General features: G+C 51.9%; 4 protein-coding genes. All 4 read left to right on the top strand.

All coding sequences use genetic code 11. From position 1 onward, the window contains the following. A partial coding sequence (locus ABYA77_RS14590; RefSeq protein WP_407070183.1) for a bacteriophage T4 gp5 trimerisation domain-containing protein occupies positions 1–710 on the top strand: 710 nt, incomplete at its 5' end. Next, the gene (locus ABYA77_RS14595) at positions 707–1,525 is read left to right on the top strand and encodes a DUF4123 domain-containing protein (protein WP_372966690.1); all 819 of its coding nucleotides are present in this window, start codon (positions 707–709) and stop codon (positions 1,523–1,525) included. The genes ABYA77_RS14590 and ABYA77_RS14595, both read left to right, overlap by 4 nt. After that, positions 1,525–3,636, top strand: coding sequence for a LysM domain-containing protein (locus ABYA77_RS14600; RefSeq protein WP_372966691.1), 2,112 nt, complete (start codon positions 1,525–1,527; stop codon positions 3,634–3,636). The genes ABYA77_RS14595 and ABYA77_RS14600 overlap by 1 nt, the downstream gene beginning before the upstream one ends. Positions 3,637–3,649: 13 nt before the next feature. Continuing rightward, positions 3,650–4,471: formylglycine-generating enzyme family protein (locus ABYA77_RS14605; protein WP_372966692.1), on the top strand; the 822-nt coding region annotated here is incomplete at its 3' end.

The raw sequence follows: 4,471 nt of genomic DNA on the forward strand, positions 1-4,471 counted from the left end.
CCACCCTGAAGACCAAAACCCACAAGGGCGAAGGCAGCAACGAACTGCGCTTTGAAGACGAAGCTGGCGAAGAACAGATCTACGTGCACGCCCAGAAAGACCTGGACCTGCACACGGAAAACAACCGCACAGAAGTCATCAGGAACGACAGCCACCTGACGGTGGAAAACAACCGCTTCAGCCACACCCAAGGCAACAGCCATCACACCACAGATGGTGAGCATCGCGAAAGCATCGGCGCTGACTATAGCCTCACAGTGAATGGCAGCCACCACAGCAAACAGGGAAAAAACCAGATGGTGGAAGCGGGAACAGAAATCCACCACAAGGCTGGCATGAAGATCGTGATTGAAGCCGGCGCAGAAGTAACGCTGAAAGCCGGTGGCAGCTTTGTGAAAGTCGACCCAAGTGGTGTCACTATTTCCGGGCCGTTGGTGCGGATGAATTCCGGAGGTGGGCCGGGGAGCGGAAGATCGGTGGCCGCTCAGAGACCACAGATGCCCTCCGTCATCGCCACAAGCGATTCAGCTTCCGGTAACCCCGATGCGCTCGCGTTAACCGGAATCCGCCCAGTGGCGACGCCTCAACCCAGTCCTGTTTTTAAACTGCGTGAAGCGGCAAAGAATGATGCACTGTTAAGTAAACAGTGCGGTAAACAACCGGATGGACGCTGCGGCTTCAGCCCGTGTGCATGTGAGGTCCGGTCATGACCATGACTCTAAAAGAAAGTGCGGAAGGTGCAGGGCGCAACCTCTATCTGCTTATCGATGGAGCCCAAGTAGACGCACCCATGCTGATCTACAGTTACGATGACTGTCCTGGGTTTGAGCAGCTCTATCGGCAAACGCCCCATCAGTCAGCACTGGAAGTAAGCCCTTGCCTTGTTCAGCCATCTGACACAAGCCGGTTATGGGAGCAAGAATCTGTCTGGCGCTCGGCTGGCGTTGCCATCGAAAGCGATGCAGATATTCAGACTCTGGCTGACCATTTCAGAAGTTTGATTAGCGTACGGCTGCCGGACCAGACATTTGCCTACTTGAGGTTCTATGCTCCGACACAGGTTGATGACCTCCTCTCAGCTTTTACGCCGAACGAGTGTATCCAGTTCAGCGGTCCCGTGCGCAAATGGCATTACTTCAGGCCCGGCTCAGGTTGGGAGGCTTTGGAAGTAGGTATTCTGGAACGGCGCCATGAAGCCAGAGAAGAAGGCTGGTTTCAGCTTACCGATGCACACATCCAAACAATCAGTGCTCGCAAAAAAGCAAAATTTATCAGGACTCTGGTTAATAATGCCGGTCTGCCACTTACTCCGGAGAATGAGAACCGTATCCGTGTGCTGGTTGATCAAGGCCGACGTTATGGGTTTCGCACGGAAGCAGAACTTGCCAGTTATACGGAAATGGCAACCTGTTACCCGGAGGCCATTAACCAGCCCTGCGCACAGACGATTCTGGCCAATAACGGCAGGCCAGCCTATGAGCGCTTAGCAGAACTGGATCACCTGGTGGCACAAGGAGGTGCCTGATGCCGATGAACTATGAAGTGGTATCCGGAGATACGTTGGGCGCGATTGCCGAACGGCACACTACAACCGTTACGCGCCTGCTTCGGCTGAATCCTGCCATAAAAAATCCTGACAGAATCTATCCTGGGCAGATCCTCGTTGTACCTGCAGCTAATGAAGTCATCACTTCCTCAAGGGAGCCGGGGGAGATTATTTGTAAAGCAAGCTGTGAAGATGAAATTGTAGAAATTGTTCACGAAACCGGTAGTAACGACATCCTTCTCCTGACTAAGGCCGAGGCGGAAGAGTTGGCCAGGGAGGAAAGGGCTATTTGTGGCCCGATTGAAGCATTCTATAAAGACCTTGAAACTCTGTCTGATGGTGCTCCGGATTCCGAAGACCGGCCACAAGACGCAGAAGGAAGCCTGAAATCTGAAGTTCAGGAGCGAAAACAGGCATTGATCGATGATCTTGTTGCCAAAGGGGCCATATCAAACGATATGCAATCTGTTCCCAGATTAACCGAGATCAAACGCCTTTCTGGAAAAAAGCATCGAACCTTTGTGCGCTCTGACAAAATGAAGAAGCACTCCAGGCGTTACAGCATTGCATCCCGGGATAAAGCCAGAAGTGACGGCTGGTTAACGTCGGATGGCATCAATAGCAAAAAATTGGCTAAAGCCATTGAGAGTGAATTCAACTTTCAGGTGAATCTCGAGTTCGGTAGCCTTGACCCTGATGGGGTGGTGATGCGGGCACTCAACCACTTTTACGACGAGGCTGAGTGGTCGGTTTGGGGTGAAAACCGTAACCAAAAAGTTGCAGAAACAGGTTTTGATGCCTCCGCCGAAGCCCAGTTTATGCGTTTTGCGGCGGGGGCAAGTGGCTCTGCTGAATATAATCCGAGAAATGGAAAGATTCACCTCCAGGCAAAGGGGGAGGCACAGTTCGTTCTTGCGGAAGGAAAGGTGACCGTTGAGCAGTCATTTCCCGCCAGCAACAAAAGCAACATTCGTATCTATTACCGGGTCGGTGGCTGGGATGGTGACCGTAAGTATGTGTCTCTGGGCCACTTTCAGGCAACCCTGGCCATTACCGCTTCAGGTTTTGCGGGCGCTTCTGCCATTTTGGCCGGGAATATTCATGTGGATAGTAGCGAAGGGCTCCCAAAGCTTAAAGGAATCGCCGCGCGTAAAAAGGGGCAGGGTATCAATGCGGAAGGGGGTGTTTTTGCAGGGATTCGTGCGGGCTGTGAAGTGGCTGGCGAGCTGCGCTGGAAGGATGTTCTGACGTCTGGCAATAACTGGGATACCTTGTGCAAGGTGGGCAAGAAGGTGGAGGTTGCGGCAGGGGCGGCTGCTGAATTTGAAATTCGGCTTATGTTTAGCCGTGCAACCGGCAAATTCTATTTCAACATACATGGTGGATTGGTTCTTGGCGTTGGTGCATCGGGAAACTTTCTGCTGGAAGTGGATGCCAATAACATCATGAAGATGGTGCACTTTGTGTATAACGCACTGCTTGATGTGGACTTCAGATATTTGGAGTTGTTCGATCGAGATTCGGAAGCTTTTAATTGGTATCAACGGTTGAGTCTGTTTGCCCTAGGGAAAGGACTCACGAGCCTTGAGGTTGCCCAGGAGTTCGCTGGCAGCGCAATAGAGAATATTGCCAGTTATGTTAATAACTTTTTTGTTGGCCGTCAGCGTGAGCAACAAGGTGCAGAACTGGCGCAGAATCTAGTCAACGACCTGAAACTACGGGAACACGCAGTATTCTTGCACTCGCCGCCAGAGGTGAAGGGAACCGTGCTGGATAACATCCTTTACGACTGGTGGGTAACACCCAATTTGTGGGGGAGTAACGACATCAAAATTCAAGCGGTGAATCAGGTACTCCGTACCTTTCAGAGTTGGCGTGACTTTGAGGAAACCGTACTCCGCATGAACCCGGAAGGCACGGCACGACCAGCAGAATTTCAGAAAAACCTTGATCGTTTATTTGATTTTGTGGGCATGGAAGGTGCGGAACGGCGGCTGTTTATCCTCCAATTAAAAGATACCGTTGCGGTTGCCGGCCGGCCCGTAAGGTTTGACCCGTTTAACGCCTGCCAAATCTGTGGAATTGCATAACAGGAGCGAATGTATGTTAAAAGTTGGCAGTGCTAATGCTTTGTTTTTTATCGTCATATCGGTGTTGTTGGCCGGTTGTGGCGGCACGCTAAAGCACAACAATAAATCCAAAGTTGTGCAGCAACTGCTCGACCAGGCCATTGCAAACCAGGTGTTTGTGGAAGGTGGTACCTTCATGCTGGGGGATGTGGGCCGCCCCAATGGGGCTCCTTATGTAACCCTCGTAGACTTTAGCCGCCCTGCGGTTGAAGTGAGCATTGATAGTTATTCTATCTCTCGCTATGAAACAACGTGGGGGGAAATGAAAGCTTATTACGATGCGCTTGACCGCGCCCACCTGTATACAGACGATTTCACGTTAAAAGAGTATGTGAAGGCAACAGACGATCCGCTATCGCCGAACTTCCATCGCAAACCCGCCAGAGTACCCAACTATGGAGAGGCGGAAGGCTACTGTGCCTGGTTAGCGGAACAGACCGGGTTGCCGTTTGCGTTACCGACAGAAGCGCAATGGGAGTATGCGGCGCGTAGTCGAGGGCAGAATATTCCTTACGCTACGGACTCCGGAGCCATTGAAAAAGACCCCTACCTGCGTCGTCCAAAGGAATATGTGGATCCATCCATTCCACCGTCGGGTAATACTCTGATGCAATCGTCGGTTAAATTTGAACGTCGCCCTGTGGGCAGCTACCCGCCCAATCCGTTAGGTCTCTACGACATGACCGGGAACGTGGCGGAGTGGACGCAAGACTGGTTTCAGGAAGACTATTACGAACACGCTCCGAGTGATAACCCCAAGGGGCCGGCAGAACCGGTAAACCCCGATAAGCCTGAG

The sequence above is a fragment of the Marinobacter sp. genome (genome assembly GCF_041595835.1).
Lineage (GTDB): Bacteria > Pseudomonadota > Gammaproteobacteria > Pseudomonadales > Oleiphilaceae > Marinobacter.